Here is a 16,294-nt window from a genome sequence, read left to right as displayed (position 1 = left end):
ATTATGCTTTTGTATACAAATAAAGCAAATAATGTTTTCGAATAGCGGTGTGAAGGGCTAGTTCGCGCTCAATGCCTGATTGACGGCCAACCATCCTGTGACTGCCTCTTCGCCCGCCTCACTGAACGCGCGTTGCAACAGTTTCACCTGTTCACGGCGCAGGGATTGCTCGAAACGCAGGCCTTCGTCGGTCAATTCCAGCAGGCGTTTACGTTTGTCGGTCTCGGATGCAACGCTGTTCACCAGGTGCATTTCCTGCAATTGGCGCAGCGGCATGTTCAGCGCCTGCTTGCTCACACCGAGCAACTCCAGCAGTTCCTTTACGCTCAAGGCCGGGTAGCGCGCGATAAAAAACACAATGCGCTGGTGCACCCGGCTCAGGCCACGGCGCTCCAGCATTTCATCGGCCTTGGCGGTAAACGCCTGGTAGCCGAAGAAGAACGCTTCCATGGCTGTTTGCTGGGCGGTGGGATTTTTAAGGTCAAGCATATTGACGTATCCGTGTGAGTCGTCGTAATTTCGGTCAACCAGTTTGACGTATTTCCCACAGGCTTCGCTACCGGTGACCTTATGGCCTTCTCTGAACGTGTTACGCGCCTCAAAAGCTCCTTGATCCGTGAAATCCTCGCGGCGGCCCAGCGCCCGGAAGTGATGTCGTTCGCCGGTGGCCTGCCGGCCGAAGCCATGCTGCCTGCGCTGAACTGGGACGACATGCCCATCAACATCGGCCAATACGGCATGAGCGAAGGCGAGCCACAGTTGCGCGAATTGCTTGCCGCCGAAGCGCGTGCACTCGGCGTGCCGTGCCAGGCCAGCCAGGTGCTGGTGGTCAGCGGTTCCCAGCAAACCCTGGACCTGGCGGCCAAGCTGTACATCGACAAAGGCACGCAGATTCTGTTGGAAGGCCCGACTTACCTGGCCGCCTTGCAGATCTTCCAACTGTTCGGTGCCGATTGTCTTACCGTGCAACTGGAAGCCGATGGCCCTAACCTGGCCGCGTTGCGCGCCAACCTCGAACGCCATCGCCCGGCGTTCATCTACCTGATCCCGACCTTCCAGAATCCGTCCGCCGTACGCTACAGCGAAGCCAAGCGCGAAGCCGTCGCTGCGCTGCTCGATGAATTCGGCGTCACTCTGATTGAAGACGAGCCCTACCGCGAACTGACCTTCGACGGCGGCAGCGCCAAACCCATCGTCGGGCGCCTGAAAAAAGCCAGTTGGATCTACACCGGCACCGTGTCCAAGACCCTGTTGCCGGGTTTGCGCGTCGGCTACCTGATCGCCAGCCCGGACCTGTTCCCGCACTTGCTCAAGCTCAAGCAATCGGCCGATCTGCACACCAATCGTGTTGGCCAATGGCAGGCGATGCAGTGGATCGGCAGCGAAAAATACCAACGGCATCTGGTGGAACTGCGTAGTTTTTACCGCCAGCGCCGCGATGCATTCCAGGCGGCGCTAAAGTGTCACTTCGCCGATCTGGCCGACTGGCAAGTGCCCCAAGGTGGATTATTCTTCTGGCTGACCTTGAAACAGCCACTCGACACCCGCACCTTGTTGGCGCAAGCGCTGGAACAGAATGTCGCGTTCATGCCCGGTGAACCGTTCTTTTCCGAGCCGGACCAACATCATGGTTCTCTGCGGCTCAATTTCAGCCATATCGACCCGGCCCGCCTCGACGAAGGTCTCAAGCGCCTGGCCGCGGTTGTCCGTCAAGCACAGCACGCGCAAGCGGCATAAGGGGAGCCCCATGTACAAGGTTTATGGCGATTACAAGTCGGGCAACTGCTACAAGATCAAATTGATGCTCAGCCTGTTGGGCATCCCATACCAATGGGTGGATGTGGACATCCTCAAGGGTGACACCGAGACCGCCGAATTCCTGGCGAAGAACCCCAACGGCAAGATCCCCGTGCTGGAACTGGAAGACGGCACCTGCCTGTGGGAGTCCAACGCGATTCTCAACTTCCTGGCCGATGGCAGTGAATTCCTTCCGTCCGAACCGCGCCTGCGCACGCAAGTGCTGCAGTGGCAGTTCTTCGAGCAGTACAGCCACGAGCCGTACATTGCTGTGGCGCGGTTTATCCAGTTTTACCTGGGGTTGCCCGAGGATCGCCTGGAGGAATACAAGAAGCTGCACAAGGGCGGTTACAAAGCGCTCAAGGTCATGGAGCGCCAATTGCAGCTGACGCCGTACCTGGTGGGCGATCAGTTCTCCATCGCCGATGTGGCCTTGTATGCTTACACCCATGTGGCGAATGAGGGTGGTTTTGAGTTGGATGCTTATCCGGGGGTGCAGGCGTGGTTGAAGCGTGTTGCCAGCCATCCCAAGCATGTGCCGATGCTCGATTGATCACCCGCGCAATTCGTTGCTCAATAACTCGAAACACCGCTGCGCCGCCGGGCTCAGGCCCATCCCGCTGCGACTGATCAACCCGATCTCCCGGTTCACGCCGGGATGATCGATGTGGATACGCTTCAATCCTTCCAGGCTGTCCGCCGCCGACTCTGGCAGCAGACTGATCCCCAACCCCTGACGCACCAGTGCCAGCACCGTCGACATGTAGTTGGCCTCCATGCCGGCGTTCATTGTCAGGCGTGTTTCATCGAACAGCGCATCCACTTGTTCGCGCACGCTGCTGTCGCGACCGGTGAGGATGATCGGCTGGTCTGCCAGTTGTTCCAGGGTCAGTGTGCGATGGCGGGTCAGTGGATGGTCCACCGGCACGAACGCACACAAGCGATCATTCAACACCGGCACGAATTCCAGGCCGTGGCTGAGCCGTGCGCGCACGCCGATGCCGAAATCCACCTCGCCGGAACGCACTTGGGCATGAATGCGATGGGCCACCAGGTCATGCAGGCGCACTTCGATCCCGGCAAAGCGCTCGCGAAACACGCGTAGAACCGGCGGCAATGTGCCGGCGCATACGGAGGGCAGGGCAGCGATAGTGACCACGCCTCGGCGCAGGGCGGCAAGGTCGCGGGAGCCGGTGACGATGTTGTCCAGGTCCAGCAGCAGTTTTTCCATGGGGCCGCGCGCGTCCTGGCCCGCAGCGGTGATGCTGACATGGCGCGGGCTGCGGTCGAGCAGGGCGACGCCGAGCCAGTCTTCCAGCTGTTGCACCTGTACGGTGAGCGCAGAGGGCGACAGGTGCAACTCGTTGGCGGCCTTGGTGAAACTGCCGGTGCGAGCGACGGCGAGGAAAGCCTGGATGTGTTGGATGCTGTTTTTCATGAGCGCAGCTTCATTTTGTTTTTCCGAACACTAGCGGGTGAATATTCCAATTTACAAAGATTAACCCGCTTCCAATACTCCAGGGAAAACAATAACCGGCCACCAAGGCCGCTCTGGAGTAACCCATGCTCGCTACCCTGGGTGTCATCACCATCCTGTGCCTGCTCGCTGCCGTCATGAGCAAACGCCTTTCGCCACTGGTGGCCCTGATCGCCCTGCCGATCATCGCCGCGCTGCTTGGCGGGTTCGGCCTGCAAACCAGCGCCTTCATCATCACCGGCATCAAGAACGTCGCCCCCGTGGTGGGCATGTTTGTGTTTGCGATCCTGTTTTTCGGGATCATGACCGATGCCGGCATGCTCGACCCCATCATTGATCGCATCCTGCGCACGGTAGGCACGCGTCCTACACGCATTGTCGTAGGCACCGCGACCCTGGCGCTGCTGGTGCATTTGGATGGCTCCGGCGCGGTGACCTTTCTGGTGACGGTGCCGGCGATGCTGCCGTTGTATACACGGCTGGGCATCGATAAACGCATCCTGGCTTGTGTTTGCGCGATGGCCGCCGGGGTCAACTTTCTGCCGTGGACCGGTCCGGTGTTGCGTTCCTCTGCGGCTCTGCACGTGCCGGTGGCGGACCTGTTCCAACCGTTGATCCCCGTGCAGATTGTTGGCCTGATCTTTGTATTCGCCTGTGCCTGGTGGCTCGGCCGTCGCGAAGAGAAACGCCTGGGCCTCGGCGCTGGCTCCACCGTGGATGCGGTGCCGCAACGGGTACTGAGTGACGATGACATCAAGCTGCGTCGCCCGCGCCTGTTCTGGGTCAACCTGATCCTGACCGTGTTGGTGATGGTGGTGATGATTGCCGGTTGGGTCGATCCGGTGGTGATGTTCATGCTCGGCACGGTGGTGGCGCTGTGCATCAACTACCCGAACGTCGACGCCCAGCGTGCCCGCATCGACGCCCATGCCAAAACCGCCCTGACCATGGCCAGCATCCTGCTCGCCGCCGGGGTGTTCACCGGCATCATGCAGGGCACCGGCATGCTCAAGGCGATTGCCGAAGTCGCGGTGGCGCAGATTCCGGCCGGCCACGGCAAGTTGATCCCGGCGGTGGTGGGCTTCATTTCCATGCCACTGAGCATGCTGTTTGACCCGGATTCCTACTATTTCGGCGTGATGCCGGTAATCGCCGAAGTCGGCAAGGCCCTGGGCGTCGACCCGCTGCAAGTAGCCCAGGCCTCGTTGCTGGGTGTGCACACCACTGGCTTCCCGGTCAGCCCGCTGACCCCCGCGACCTTCCTGTTGGTGGGCCTGTGCAAGATCGAACTGGCCGATCACCAGCGCTTCACCATTCCGTTTCTGTTTGCCGCGTCGGTGTTGATGACCCTGACCGCGTTGCTCCTGGGAGTTATTTGAGATGAAAACCTTGCGCATCGGTTCCGGCGCCGGCTATTCCGGCGACCGTATCGAACCTGCCGTGGAACTGGCCGAGCGGGGCGACCTGGATTACCTGGTGTTCGAATGCCTGGCCGAACGCACGATTGCTTTGGCGCAACAGGCGCGAATCAGCGATCCAGAGGGCGGTTACGACCCGCTGTTGAGTGAGCGTATGCGCCGCGTGTTGCCTTTCGTTGGCGTGAAAGCCGGGCGTCGTCGCTTGCGGGTGATTACCAATATGGGCGCGGCCAATCCGGTGGCAGCGGCCAGTGAGGTGCGGCGAATCGCCAAAGAATTGGGCCTTGATCTCAAGGTGGTCGCTGTCGTCGGCGATGATGTGTTGAGCGTGTTGCAGCCCGAGTGTTTGCTGGATAACGGCCAGACGGTCGGTTCCTTGGGCGCACGACTGATTTCCGCGAATGCCTATTTGGGCGTCGACGGCATTCTGCAGGCGTTGAAGGCCGATGCGGACGTGGTGATCACCGGGCGTGTGGCTGACCCCTCGCTGTTCCTGGCACCGCAGATGTTTGCATTCGGTTGGGCAGCGGACGATTGGCAGCGTCTGGGGCGCGGCACGTTGGTGGGGCATTTGCTTGAATGCGCCGGGCAAGTCAGCGGCGGCTATTTCGCAGATCCTGGCTTCAAGGATGTGGAGGAGCTGGCGCGCCTGGGTTTCCCCTTGGCCGAGATCGCTGAGGACGGTGAGGCGGTGATTACCAAGGTGGGTGGGTCCGGCGGGCGGGTCAGCCGTGCGACCTGCACTGAACAGCTGATCTATGAAGTGCACGACCCGGCGGCGTACCTCACGCCTGACGTGACTGCCGATTTCTCTCAAGTGAGCTTCGTTGAGGAAAGCGTCGACCGCGTGCGTGCCCGAGGTGCAGACGGCCTTGCGCGCCCCGAAAAGTTGAAGGTCAGTGTCGGTTATCTGGACGGTTGGATAGGGGAAGGGCAGATGTCCTACGGCGGTCCCGGCGCTGTCGCACGGGCGCAGCTGGCTCGGGATGTCGTCCTCAAGCGTCTTGAACTGATGGGCGTGAAGATGCAGGACGTGCGTGCTGAGTTGATCGGCATGGACTCGCTCCACGGTCCGCGCAGCACGGTCGAGCCTTGGGAAGTGCGCCTGCGCGTGGCGGCTCGCTGTGAGGAGCGCGGTGAGGCGGTTCGGGTGGGCAATGAAGTGGAAACCCTCTACACCAACGGCCCGTCGGGCGGCGGCGGCGCCAGCAAAAGCGTGCGTCAGGTGGTGGCGGTAGCGTCGTTGTTGCTGCCGCGCGATAAGGTCAACCCGAGGATCGAAGCATGAAGCTGCAGATGCTGGCCCATTCCCGCACAGGGGATAAGGGCGACACGTCGAACATTTCGATCATTGCTTATCGTGTCGAGGACTACCCACTGCTCTGCGAACAATTGACGGCCGAGCGCGTGGCCGAGTTTTTCGCGGGGTTGCGTGAGCCGGGCGCGGCGCCTGTACGGCGCTATGAATTGCCGAATGTGCAGGCGCTGAACTTCGTGTTGCCGGGCATCCTGCGCGGCGGCGTCACCCGCTCGCTGGCGCTGGATGCGCATGGCAAATGCCTAGGGTCGGCGCTGCTGGATCTGGATATCAACGACCTGTAGGAGCCCGGCTTGCCGGCGATGAGGCCCCAACGCCAGACGGCGATTTTACGGACGCCATCGCCGGCAAGCCGGGCTCCTACAGGTGGGGGGCTGTCAGACTGCTGCGAAACGCTTATCGAGGTAATCAATGATCACCTTGGAGTCATACATCCAGGTGGTCTGGCCATTCTCTTCGATACGCAGGCACGGCACCTTGATCTTGCCGCCTTGCTCCAGCAGGGTCTGGCGGTCCTGGTCGTTATTCTTCGCATCTTTCAGCGCGACGGGCACATTCAGGCGGTGCAGGGTGCGGCGGGTCTTCACGCAGAACGGGCAGGCGTGGAACTGATACAGCGTCAGCTCTTTGGCCGCTGCATTCACCTGTGCCTGTTGCTCGGCGGAACGCTGCTTTTTGCGTGGGCGGGTAAGAAAGTCGCCCGCGATGATGACGTGGCCGAGGCCCACTCGAAGTGCTTTGACGAACATGGCTGAAACCTCTTGCCCATGAAGAAGGGGCCGCAGCTTACCTCAATTTTGCAGGCGAAAAAAAACCGGCGATGAACGCCGGTTTTTTTGTACACAGCCTGTTACTTGATCAGGCTGAGGAATTCGCTGCGTGTGGCCGCGTTTTCGCGGAACTCACCCAGCATCACCGAAGTGATCATCGACGAATTCTGTTTCTCCACACCGCGCATCATCATGCACATGTGCTTGGCTTCGATCACCACGGCCACGCCCAGGGCACCCGTCACCTGCATCACCGCATCGGCGATCTGGCGGCTGAGGTTTTCCTGGATCTGCAGGCGGCGCGCGTACATGTCGACAATCCGCGCAACCTTGGACAGGCCCAGCACTTTGCCGCTCGGGATATAGGCTACGTGCGCCTTGCCGATGAACGGCAGCAGGTGGTGTTCGCACAGCGAGTACAACTCGATGTCCTTGACCAGCACCATTTCGCTGTTGTCGGAGCTGAACAAGGCACCGTTGGTGACCTCTTCCAGAGTCTGCTCATAGCCGCGGCAGAGGTACTGCATCGCCTTGGCGGCACGCTTTGGCGTGTCGAGCAGGCCCTCGCGGGAAACGTCCTCGCCGAGTTGGCCGAGGATCGCGGTGTAGTTTTGTTCCAATGTCACAGGACTGTTTCCGTATGGGTTTCAGAACGGTACGGTGTATGCCTGTACCAATGTGAAGCGTTTTTCAGCGCGGATACCGCATTGAGCGCCGGTGATTGGCGCATATAGTAGCGTAGGTGCGCCGACAGTTGTATTCCTGGGCGATGCCGATGTTAGAGTCGGCCTCCGTTGAGGGGGACGTGATGACACCATTGGAACGAAGCATTTCTGAGCGTGCAGTGCTCTTTGCCAAGGAAAATCGGACACGAATAGCCCGGCAATTGGCCTGCTTGAAAAGGTATCCGGCTGACGAATTTCCGGTATCAGTATTCATGGCTGGCTCCCCAGGCGCAGGTAAGACAGAGGTTTCGAAGTCCTTTATTCGCTTGATGGAAGCGAGTGGCGCCACAGCTCTTCGGATCGACCCTGACGACTTTAGGGCGTATTTCCCGGAATACACAGGTGGGAACTCGAGTCTTTTTCAGCGGGGTGTAACCGTTATCGTTGAACGGACCCTCGATCTGGTTTATCAACAGCGCCAGTCGTTTCTTCTGGATGGGACACTCGCGAATCTTGATGTGGCCAGAAAGAATATTCAACGCGCGCTCGATAAAGGCAATCGAACGGCTCAAGTCATTTACGTTTATCAAAAGCCCGAGCTGGCATGGGAGTTTGTGTTGGCACGGGAGGCTATCGAAGGGCGGAATATCCCTTGCAATGAGTTCGCTCGTCAGTTCTAAGCATCGAAGGCGACGGTTTGCCAGTTAAAGCGCGAGTTTCAGGGGCGTCTTCAAGTCGACGTGTTGATCAAGGACACAGACGGTGGCGATGCAGAAATCGGCATTGACCTTTCAGCCGAGGAAATTGACGAGTTGGTCAGGCAGCCCCACCATCCAGATCAACTTGAGAAAATTTTGACTGGAGCAGCCTTATGAAAGGCGAAATCACGGACGCAGTAGAAAGCTATCCAGCGACGACTATGTCAGATTTTTTCCGGAACTGTTCGGTAGAGGAAAAACGGGCGGTGTATCGGAGCGCCGCCAATACGGCGATTACGATGCAAAAAGCCTTGATTTCTTTAGCGAAAGAAAAAAAATCAAGGGAGTTTAGTAGTAACTAGAAATCCAGCTCCCCGAACAAAGAGCCCAGCCTTAGCGCTGGGCTTTTTCATGTCTACTCATCGCGCCCTTCCATCATCGTACGCTTGAGCATCACATACACCGCCCCCGCGCCGCCGTGGCGGGCCTGGCATGAGGTAAAGCCGAGCACCTGGGCATGCTGGCGCAGCCAGGTGTTGACGTGGCTTTTGATCATCGGGCGCTTGCCGTCCAGCCGCACAGCCTTGCCGTGGGTGACGCGTACGCAGCGGATTTCGAACTTGGTGGCTTCAGCCAGGAAGGCCCACAGGGTTTCCCGGGCTTTTTCGACGTTCATGCCATGTAGGTCAAGGCTGCCTTCGAACGGGATCTGGCCGGCCTTGAGCTTGCGCATCTGGCTTTCCTGCACGCCATCGCGGGCCCACATCAGCTCGTCTTCGGGGCCGACGTCGATCACGAACTGGTCCGACAGGCCATCCACGGTGGCGGCATCGGTGCGCACGGTCGCGGCCTGACGCAGCTTGGCGATCTGCGCCCGGTCGGCCTTGGGTTTGCCGGTGTCGGCGCGGTCGTGCTTGATCGGCTTGACGCCGCGCAGCTCGTTTTTGAACAGGGAAAAGTCGTCGTCTTGCATGTTGGCCTCCGCGAAGGGCGGGCAGTTTACCTAAATCGCGGCGGCCAGGGCGCAGGAAACGCTATCCAAGCGCCATCAGTCGTGCTTTTTCATCAGGTGTGAAGCGATGTTCAGCGACAACGGCTGACGCATTTTCCGACGGCTGCGCCGCCATAACCATACGCCCAACCACAGCACCAGCAGCCCGATCACCAACAGAATCGCCGAGCCGCCAGGGCTGGCATTCAATTCACCAAGGGCCGGCGAGTGACCAAACAAACCGGCGCCACCAGCGCCGGCCAACAGTAAACCAACTATCGCCAGCAACGCGGCAATGCCGGCCACCAGGCGCAGACGCCAGTTGCTCGGGCCCTTGGGGCGCAAGCGACGAGCGTCAAAACCATCGGATATCTTCATTCCGACCTTTCCTCCAGGGTATCGGCCCTTCGACCGGACAATACACAGGTTGTTCCGGGGCGAGGGCTAAATGCGCCAAATGAAAGGGCTTTGCGGATGAGCGGGGCCGTAAACAGGCCGCGCCGCTCATCTGAAGGTCGATCAGATCAGATCTTTGGTCAACGCCAGGGTGGCGAAGTTGTCGGCCATGATGGCCATTTCGGTTTGCTGCACGTGCTCGGCGCTGAGGATGCCACCTTTGTAAGGCAGGTCGCGGGTGGCGCAGGCGTCTTCCACGAGGGTGCAGCGAAAGCCTAGGTTCTTGGCGGCGCGCACGGTGGTGCTGACGCTGGAGTGGCTCATGAAGCCGCAGACGATCAGGTCCAGGGAACCGAGGTCCTGCAAGTGTTTTTCCAGGCCGGTGCCATGAAAGGCGCTGGGCAGCAGCTTGCCGATGATGGTTTCGTCGCCTTCAGGCTCAAGGCCCGGAATGAATTCGCCGCGCTCGCCCTGTGGATCGAACAGACCACCCACGGTGCCCAGGTGACGTACATGCACGATCGGGCGCCCGGCGTTGCGGGCGGCTGACACAAGTTGCTTGATGTTGCCGACGGCCGCGTCCATGCCCGAGAGGGCGAGCGGGCCGTTGAGGTATTCCTTCTGGGCGTCGATGATCACGAGGGTCGCATGGCTGAGGTTCGCTGCTGCGTAACCACGACCGCTGAGTTGAAACATCGTCTTTGGAACGGACATTCTGGGGCTCCTGTGAGGGGGGCTTTTGCGACATTGTCCACTGGCTGAGCGGTTCTGTGAATCGCTACCATCGTAAGGTACGCCGTTGTTGACGTGCAGCCATGTCAAGAGGTGGGCCTGTTTAACACAATGATGGCAATTTGGATGAAATCCGACGGATGGCGACGGGTTTTCGTACATCGTCGGTACAGGTGAAGGCTGTTAGAATCGCCAGTCGTTTTTTCCAGGAGCTTGCCCCCGTGACCACTTCCCGCCTGCGCACCTTGCGCGACCATATCCGTTGGGCTGTCAGCCGTTTCCATGGGGAAGACCTGTTTTTTGGCCATGGCACCGACAATGCCTGGGACGATGCCCGGCAACTGGTGCTCGGTGCCTTGCACTTGCCGTGGGAAATTGCCGACAGCTACCTTGATTGCAACCTGGAAGAAGAGGAAGTCGCCCACCTGCAACGCTTGTTGCATCGCCGCATCCACGAACGCGTGCCGACACCTTACCTGATCGGCGAGGCCTGGTTCTGTGGCATGTCGTTTATTGTCGATGAACGCGTGCTGATCCCGCGTTCACCGATCGGCGAACTGATCGAAAACCGCTTCGAACCCTGGTTGGCGCAGCCACCGGCACGCATCCTCGACCTGTGCACCGGTTCCGGTTGCATCGGTATCGCGTGCGCCTATGAGTTCCAGGACGCCGAAGTGGTGCTGGGGGACTTGTCCTTCGAAGCCCTGGAAGTGGCCAACCAGAACATCGAACGCCATGGCGTCGATGAACGTGTCTACACCGTGCAGGGTGACGGATTCGACGGCCTGCCGGGCCAGCGCTTTGACCTGATCGTGTCCAACCCGCCGTATGTGGATGCCGAAGACTTCGCCGATATGCCTGACGAATACCAGCACGAACCGGAACTGGGCCTGGCGTGTGGCGATGATGGCCTGAACCTGGTGCGGCGCATGCTGGCCGAGGCGGCGGACCACCTCACCGAGAAGGGTTTGCTGATTGTTGAAGTGGGTAACAGTCAGGTGCACGTCGAGGCGTTGTACCCGGAAGTGGACTTTGCCTGGCTGGACTTCCAGCGCGGCGGTCACGGGGTGTTCATGTTGACGGCCGAGCAGTGCCGTCAGCATCAGGCTGTCTTCGCTGCCCGAGTGTGACGCACACCTTGTAGGAGCCCGGCTTGCCGGCGATTGCGATCTTACAGGCGCCATCGCCGGCAAGCCGGGCTCCTACAGGAGAATTAATCATGCATTTGGATTAGCGGTGTGTAGCAATCCAGATCAACAACCCCGCCTGAAACACTGTAAACGCCACCAGGCACGTGATGGTAAAGCGCAGCCCGCTGTCCTCACGCTTGAACTTGGTGACCTTTTCCTCTTCCTTGCGCAGCTTCACTTCCTGCTCCAACAGGTTCTGCTCGGCCTGTTGCAGCATCTGCGCCGCTTCCAGAATCTCGACGAACTGCACTTTTTCAGTGTTCCAACTGTCCAGCACATCACTGACCTTGCCCGGCTGCACATTACCCTTGAGGTGCTGCACATCGGCATAAGCCACATCAAAGCCCTGGATGCGCAAGAAGTGATCGCGACGCAGGCGGGTGGCTTCGTTCAGTGCGTCCTTGTTGGCCAGGTCAACGCCGTCGAGGCGATAGTGCGACCATTTCTTTTTCGCCCATGCGGCCCCCTGGGCCACCAGGAAACGACCGATGCCACGGTTGGCTGGTTCGATTTCCAGGCTATTACCGGGCCCGAAGTGCACGCGATGTTTATCGTGATCAACCCAGATATCCAGGTGATTCTGTTCACGGCGCACGCGCTGGCCGGGCAACTGGATGACCATGCGCAACAGGCTGTGGTGTTTGTCGTTGCGCTCGGCATAGCCGAACTGCACGAAGCGCAACGGCCGCACGCCGGTGGCACGGTCGGTGGCCAGGGGCGCCAGGCGCAGCATTTTGAAATGCTCAGCCTGGACATCCGCCCACGGCAGGGGCGCCGCGTCGACGGCCTCGGTTTTGTCAGCCGGGGTGTCGGCGGTGGATTCCGGTGTTGCTTCTGTGGTTGTCATGCGGCGCGATCCTGTCCAAGCCCAGCGAGTCGACAGTCTTTTTACTGTCGACTTTGGGCTTATCGGCCGTTTTCCCCAGGACTGGAGGCAAATTGTCGCTTAACGGGGTTGAAGTCCGCCGATAAAGCGCACCAGGCGGTTGCCCAGCTCGGCGGCGAGGGGCAGTTGTGGGTCGTTGTAGGAGGCCAATTGCTGTTTCACATCGTTGGGCACGATGCGCATCACGTGGTTCATACCCTCGATCAGCACAAGCTGCGCGTCGGGCTTGGCCTTTTTCAGTTGCTGGGCATCGCCCACACCGACCTGGATATCGTTGGTGCCCTGGATGATCAGTGCCGGCATGTTCAATTTGGCAAAGGCTGCCGAAGGATCGGCACGGAACAGGCTGATCAGATACGGCTGCACACTGGGTCGGAAAATGCCTTCCAGCGGGCCAGGCACATCCGCATCCACTTGGCCGGCCTTGAGATGATCGAGGATTTGGTTGCTGCGCAGCAGCAGGGCAGGGGGCAGGTGATCGGCCAACTGTTGGCGGATGACTTGATCCACCGGGCGCGCGCTGCCGGACAGCGAGACCACGCCCGCCGGGTCCAATTGCGGCGCGGCGAGGGCCGCCACCAACGCTCCTTCGCTGTGGCCCAGCACAATCAGCGGGCCCAGGCGCTTGTCAGACTTGAGCAATTTGCCCCAGGCCACGGCGTCGGCGACGTAGGCGTCCAGGGTCAGGTTGCGCTCGTCGGGTGTCGCCGCCAGGCTGGCCGCCACGCCGCGCTTGTCGTAGCGCACGCTGGCAATGTTATGCCGCGCCAGCACCCAGGCCAGGCGTTTGAGGCTGTCGTTGCGCGCGCCGTCGGCACTGTTGCCGTTGCGGTCGGTCGGGCCGGAACCGGCGATGATCAGCACCACCGGTACTGGCTTGTCGGATTTGGGCAGCAAGAGCGAACCAAACAGCTCGCCGCTACCGGTGTCCAGGCTGATAGGCCGTTGCAGCACCACAGGGGAGGCGGCGAAGCCTAGGCTGGAAAACAGGGTGAGGGTCAAAAGCAGAACTCGCAGCATCATCGCGCCATCAAGAGAGAGGTGCCGGTTGGACCAAGGTCTACCGCTAAGGTTTCGAGGATGAACTACTCGGTTAGCCTGCGTATACTGGCCGCCTTAAGTTATTACGGTTGACTTGATTCAACTGATTTCACGGAGCGCCCTGCATGTCCGGCAATACCTTCGGCAAGCTGTTCACTGTCACCACCGCGGGCGAAAGCCATGGCCCGGCGTTGGTCGCCATTGTCGACGGCTGCCCGCCCGGCCTCGAGCTGTCCCTGGAAGACCTGCAGCGTGACCTCGACCGCCGCAAGCCCGGCACCAGCCGCCACACCACCCAGCGCCAGGAGCCCGACGAAGTCGAGATCCTGTCCGGCGTGTTCGAAGGCCGCACTACCGGTTGCGCCATCGGCCTGTTGATCCGCAATACCGACCAGAAGTCCAAGGACTACTCGGCGATCAAGGACCTGTTCCGCCCGGCCCACGCCGACTACACGTACCACCACAAATATGGCGAGCGCGACTACCGTGGCGGCGGCCGCAGCTCGGCGCGCGAAACCGCGATGCGCGTGGCGGCCGGTGCCATCGCCAAGAAATACCTGGCGACCCAGGGCATTGTGATCCGTGGCTACATGAGCCAGTTGGGCCCGATTGAAATCCCGTTCAAGACCTGGGACAGCGTGGAAGACAACGCCTTCTTCAGCCCCGACCCGGACAAGGTGCCGGAACTGGAAGCCTATATGGACCAGTTGCGCCGTGATCAGGACTCCGTCGGTGCCAAGATCACTGTGGTTGCCGAAGGCGTGAAACCCGGCCTGGGCGAACCGATCTTCGACCGCCTCGACGCGGAGCTGGCCCATGCGCTGATGAGCATCAACGCGGTGAAAGGCGTGGAAATCGGCGCCGGCTTCGCTTGTGTGTCCCAGCGCGGCACCGAGCACCGCGACGAGCTGACCCCGGAAGGTTTCCTCAGCAACAACGCGGGCGGCATCCTCGGTGGCATTTCTTCCGGTCAGCCGATTGTGGCGCACCTGGCGCTCAAGGCGACGTCGAGCATCACCACGCCGGGCCGTTCGATTGATGTGCACGGCAACCCGGTGGACGTGATCACCAAGGGGCGCCACGATCCGTGCGTCGGCATCCGTGCAACACCGATCGCTGAAGCAATGATGGCCATCGTGTTGATGGATCACCTGCTGCGCAACCGTGGGCAGAATGCCGATGTTCGCGTTAGTACGCCGGTGCTGGGCCAGCTGTGACGGTTCGGCTGTGACAGCCCTTCCGTACTGGCGCCTCTCCAGCTTCTACCTCTTCTACTTCGCCCTCCTGGGGGCGACGGCGCCGTTCCTGGCGCTGTACTTCGACCACCTGGGGTTCTCCAGCGCGCGCATCGGCGAGCTGGTTGCCATCCCCATGCTGATGCGCTGCTTGGCGCCCAACCTGTGGGGCTGGCTGGGCGACTACACCGGCCGCCGCCTGGCCATCGTGCGGTTCGGCGCGGTGTGCACCCTGGCGAGTTTTTCGCTGATATTTATCAGCCACACTTACGCCTGGCTGGCGCTGGTCATGGCGCTGCATGCGTTCTTCTGGCATGCGGTACTGCCGCAGTTTGAAGTGATCACCCTTGCGCACCTGCAAAAACAGACCTCGCGCTACAGCCAGATCCGCCTGTGGGGCTCCATCGGCTTCATTCTCACCGTGGTGATCATGGGCCGCCTGTTCGACTGGCTGAGCCTGGACATCTACCCGGTGGTGGTCGTGGTGATCATGGCCGGCATCATCAGTGCCAGCCTGTGGGTGCCGAATGCGCAGCCTGCCAGCCACGGCAATCGTCTGGCAGGTGATGGTTTTCTCAAGCAACTGCGCAGCCCCGGCGTCCTGGCGTTTTATGCCTGCGTGGCGCTGATGCAGATGAGCCATGGCCCGTATTACACCTTTCTCACTTTGCACCTCGAACACTTGGGCTACAGCCGTGGTGTGATCGGGATGTTATGGGCGCTGGGGGTGGTGGCGGAAGTGCTGATGTTCCTGGCCATGAGCCGCATCCTTTCGCGCTTTTCGGTACGCCGGGTGTTGCTGGCGAGTTTCCTGCTGGCGGCACTGCGCTGGCTGCTGCTGGGCTCGTTTGCCGAATTTTTCTGGGTGCTGTTGCTGGCGCAGGTGATGCACGCCGCTACCTTCGGCAGTTTTCATGCGGCGGCGATTGCCTTTGTGCAGCGCAGTTTCGGTGACAGGCAACAAGGCCAGGGCCAAGCGCTGTATGCAGCGCTGGCCGGCACTGGCGGCGCATTGGGCGCTCTGTATTCAGGCTACAGTTGGAACCTGTTGGGGCCGGCCCTGACCTTCAGCATCGCCAGCGTCGCTGCCCTGGTGGCCGCCGTTATCATCGGTTTTCGATTGCAAGAGCAGAACCAAGGAACCCTTCAATGAGCTATGTCGCTGTCTACTCCGTCGCTACACCGGATACGCCGAACAAGGTCCTGACCCATTTCGAGGACATCGCCGCCACCTTGGCCGAGCAGGGCGTGCGTTTTGAGCGCTGGCAGCCTGGTTCGGTCGAGCGGGGCGCCAGCGATGCCGAGCTGATCGCCGCCTGCCAGGCGCAGATCGATAAGCTCGGCTACAGCGCCGCCGAGGTGCTGAGGAATGCCGCAGACCCCGCGCAGAACGCCGAGTTACGTGGGCAGTTTCTTGATGAGCGCCGCTACAGCGAAGACGATGCGCGTTTTTTCCTCGCCGGCCAGGGCCTGTTCGCGCTGCACATTGGCGATTACGTATACGCCGTACGCTGCGAGAAAAACGACTTGCTGGTGATCCCGGCCGGTATGGCGCACTGGTTTGACATGGGTGATAACCCGCACTTCGTGGCGTTGCGTTTATTCAATACCGCGAAAGGGTGGATTCCTGAATTCACCGGTGACGATATTGCCCACAGTTTTCCCGCTTTGGATGATTAA

At 60.5% G+C, this 16,294-nt stretch carries 20 protein-coding genes; 11 read left to right on the top strand and 9 right to left on the bottom strand.

Going from position 1 to position 16,294, the window contains the following annotated elements:
• Positions 1-57: 57 nt before the first annotated feature.
• Positions 58-489: a MarR family winged helix-turn-helix transcriptional regulator gene (locus tag EJ576_RS20750; RefSeq protein ID WP_028617265.1), complete on the bottom strand. Its 432-nt coding sequence runs from the start codon at positions 487-489 to the stop codon at positions 58-60.
• A gap of 81 nt (positions 490-570) precedes the next feature.
• Here EJ576_RS20750 and EJ576_RS20745 point away from each other — a divergent pair, with 81 nt between their 5' ends.
• Together EJ576_RS20745 and EJ576_RS20740 are read left to right on the top strand one after the other, a co-directional pair.
• Complete coding sequence (locus EJ576_RS20745) at positions 571-1,737, top strand: PLP-dependent aminotransferase family protein (protein WP_126570982.1); 1,167 nt, start codon at positions 571-573, stop codon at positions 1,735-1,737.
• A 10-nt stretch (positions 1,738-1,747) separates the two neighbouring features.
• Positions 1,748-2,350, top strand: a complete 603-nt coding sequence (locus EJ576_RS20740) for a glutathione S-transferase family protein (protein ID WP_123474424.1) — start codon at positions 1,748-1,750, stop codon at positions 2,348-2,350.
• Here the strand turns inward: EJ576_RS20740 and EJ576_RS20735 are convergent, their stop codons facing one another.
• A complete protein-coding gene (locus EJ576_RS20735) occupies positions 2,351-3,235 on the bottom strand; it encodes a LysR family transcriptional regulator (RefSeq protein WP_122725727.1) in 885 nt (294 codons plus the stop codon).
• 125 nt (positions 3,236-3,360) lie between these two features.
• Between EJ576_RS20735 and EJ576_RS20730 the strand changes: the two genes are divergently transcribed.
• Genes EJ576_RS20730 through EJ576_RS20720 form a run of 3 tightly spaced genes read left to right on the top strand, consistent with a single transcriptional unit; the run spans position 3,361 to position 6,294 of the window.
• Complete coding sequence (locus EJ576_RS20730) at positions 3,361-4,653, top strand: CitMHS family transporter (protein WP_016976366.1); 1,293 nt, start codon at positions 3,361-3,363, stop codon at positions 4,651-4,653.
• A 1-nt stretch (position 4,654) separates the two neighbouring features.
• Positions 4,655-5,980 carry an acyclic terpene utilization AtuA family protein gene (locus EJ576_RS20725; protein WP_122725731.1) on the top strand — a complete coding sequence of 442 codons (1,326 nt, stop codon included), beginning with the start codon at positions 4,655-4,657 and terminating at the stop codon, positions 5,978-5,980.
• Positions 5,977-6,294, top strand: a complete 318-nt coding sequence (locus EJ576_RS20720; protein ID WP_028617260.1) for a hypothetical protein — start codon at positions 5,977-5,979, stop codon at positions 6,292-6,294. The genes EJ576_RS20725 and EJ576_RS20720 overlap by 4 nt, the downstream gene beginning before the upstream one ends.
• 93 nt (positions 6,295-6,387) lie before the next feature.
• Here the strand turns inward: EJ576_RS20720 and EJ576_RS20715 are convergent, their stop codons facing one another.
• Both EJ576_RS20715 and folE read right to left on the bottom strand, forming a co-directional pair.
• Positions 6,388-6,759 carry a glutathione S-transferase N-terminal domain-containing protein gene (locus EJ576_RS20715; RefSeq protein ID WP_028617259.1) on the bottom strand — a complete coding sequence of 124 codons (372 nt, stop codon included), beginning with the start codon at positions 6,757-6,759 and terminating at the stop codon, positions 6,388-6,390.
• 101 nt (positions 6,760-6,860) lie between these two features.
• Complete coding sequence (gene folE, locus EJ576_RS20710; protein WP_019826593.1) at positions 6,861-7,406, bottom strand: GTP cyclohydrolase I FolE; 546 nt, start codon at positions 7,404-7,406, stop codon at positions 6,861-6,863.
• Between the two features lie 182 nt (positions 7,407-7,588).
• On the opposite strand from folE, the gene EJ576_RS20705 reads away from it, so the two are divergent.
• Positions 7,589-8,125 (top strand): zeta toxin family protein, encoded by a 537-nt coding sequence (locus EJ576_RS20705; RefSeq protein ID WP_256656630.1) that lies wholly within the window; start codon positions 7,589-7,591, stop codon positions 8,123-8,125.
• Between the two features lie 191 nt (positions 8,126-8,316).
• Entirely contained in the window at positions 8,317-8,505 is a 189-nt protein-coding gene (locus tag EJ576_RS20700; RefSeq protein WP_126570981.1) for a hypothetical protein, read from the top strand.
• Positions 8,506-8,558: 53 nt separating this feature from the next.
• Here EJ576_RS20700 and EJ576_RS20695 read toward each other — a convergent pair whose 3' ends face one another.
• The 3 genes from EJ576_RS20695 to EJ576_RS20685 all read right to left on the bottom strand — a co-directional run bounded on the left by EJ576_RS20695 (position 8,559) and on the right by EJ576_RS20685 (position 10,244).
• Positions 8,559-9,116 carry a Smr/MutS family protein gene (locus EJ576_RS20695; protein WP_122725735.1) on the bottom strand — a complete coding sequence of 186 codons (558 nt, stop codon included), beginning with the start codon at positions 9,114-9,116 and terminating at the stop codon, positions 8,559-8,561.
• A 75-nt stretch (positions 9,117-9,191) separates the two neighbouring features.
• Positions 9,192-9,512 (bottom strand): hypothetical protein, encoded by a 321-nt coding sequence (locus EJ576_RS20690; protein ID WP_028617257.1) that lies wholly within the window; start codon positions 9,510-9,512, stop codon positions 9,192-9,194.
• Positions 9,513-9,653: 141 nt separating this feature from the next.
• Positions 9,654-10,244, bottom strand: coding sequence for a cysteine hydrolase family protein (locus tag EJ576_RS20685; RefSeq protein ID WP_016976373.1), 591 nt, complete (start codon positions 10,242-10,244; stop codon positions 9,654-9,656).
• A 239-nt stretch (positions 10,245-10,483) separates the two neighbouring features.
• On the opposite strand from EJ576_RS20685, the gene prmB reads away from it, so the two are divergent.
• Entirely contained in the window at positions 10,484-11,392 is a 909-nt protein-coding gene (prmB, locus tag EJ576_RS20680; RefSeq protein ID WP_016976374.1) for a 50S ribosomal protein L3 N(5)-glutamine methyltransferase, read from the top strand.
• Positions 11,393-11,492: 100 nt separating this feature from the next.
• On the opposite strand, the gene EJ576_RS20675 is transcribed toward prmB, so the two are convergent.
• Together EJ576_RS20675 and EJ576_RS20670 are read right to left on the bottom strand one after the other, a co-directional pair.
• Entirely contained in the window at positions 11,493-12,299 is an 807-nt protein-coding gene (locus EJ576_RS20675) for a hypothetical protein (protein ID WP_028617256.1), read from the bottom strand.
• A 99-nt stretch (positions 12,300-12,398) separates the two neighbouring features.
• A complete protein-coding gene (locus EJ576_RS20670) occupies positions 12,399-13,361 on the bottom strand; it encodes an alpha/beta hydrolase (RefSeq protein WP_123474419.1) in 963 nt (320 codons plus the stop codon).
• Between the two features lie 143 nt (positions 13,362-13,504).
• On the opposite strand from EJ576_RS20670, the gene aroC reads away from it, so the two are divergent.
• From aroC to EJ576_RS20655, 3 genes are read left to right on the top strand one after another with little or no spacing between them, the layout of a single operon-like run.
• On the top strand, positions 13,505-14,596 hold the full coding sequence (gene aroC / locus EJ576_RS20665; protein ID WP_016976377.1) for a chorismate synthase: 1,092 nt from the start codon (positions 13,505-13,507) through the stop codon (positions 14,594-14,596).
• Between the two features lie 10 nt (positions 14,597-14,606).
• Positions 14,607-15,767 carry an MFS transporter gene (locus EJ576_RS20660; protein WP_256656629.1) on the top strand — a complete coding sequence of 387 codons (1,161 nt, stop codon included), beginning with the start codon at positions 14,607-14,609 and terminating at the stop codon, positions 15,765-15,767.
• On the top strand, positions 15,764-16,294 hold the full coding sequence (locus EJ576_RS20655; RefSeq protein WP_122725740.1) for an acireductone dioxygenase: 531 nt from the start codon (positions 15,764-15,766) through the stop codon (positions 16,292-16,294). The genes EJ576_RS20660 and EJ576_RS20655 overlap by 4 nt, the downstream gene beginning before the upstream one ends.

The organism is Pseudomonas sp. C 49-2 (genome assembly GCF_003970195.1).
Classification (GTDB): domain Bacteria; phylum Pseudomonadota; class Gammaproteobacteria; order Pseudomonadales; family Pseudomonadaceae; genus Aquipseudomonas; species Aquipseudomonas canadensis.
This window is presented reverse-complemented; position numbering and strand designations above follow the sequence as displayed.